This window comes from Dietzia sp. PP-33 (genome assembly GCF_033790845.1).
GTDB lineage: Bacteria > Actinomycetota > Actinomycetes > Mycobacteriales > Mycobacteriaceae > Dietzia.
Map to the genome: position 1 here is coordinate 1 of NZ_JAMYEI010000028.1, position 476 is coordinate 476.

The window sequence follows — 476 nt, forward strand, 5'->3', positions numbered from 1 at the left end:
TCACGACGCCGTTCCAGCGCTCGCTGACGACGACGGTCAACGACATCGAGCACATCGTCGCCAACTCCTATAACGGCTTCGGTATCGTCAAGATCTTCTTCCAGCCGACCGTCGACATCCGCACCGCCAACGCCCAGGTCACCGCGATCTCGCAGACGCTGCTGAAGCAGCTGCCGCCCGGTGCGACGCCGCCCTTGATCCTGAACTACTCCGCCTCGACCGTGCCGATCATCCAGGTGGCGCTCTCCGGCGACGGGCTGACCGAGCAGAACCTCGCCGACATCGGCATCAACCAGCTCCGCACGCCGCTGGTCACCGTGCCCGGCGCGGCAATCCCGTATCCGTTCGGCGGCAAGCAGCGCCAGATCCAGATCGACCTCGACCCGACCGCGCTCCAGGCCCGCGGCCTGTCCGGCCAGGACGTCGCCAATGCGCTGGCCGCGCAGAACCTGATCACGCCGGTCGGCACCCAGAAG

Annotated in this window: 1 protein-coding gene; it reads left to right on the forward strand. The window is 67.2% G+C overall.

Features of this window, described 5'->3' with window-relative positions; genetic code table 11:
• Positions 1 to 476 (forward strand): efflux RND transporter permease subunit (locus tag NJE57_RS19915; RefSeq protein ID WP_319030224.1); only part of this gene is annotated, 476 nt, incomplete at both ends.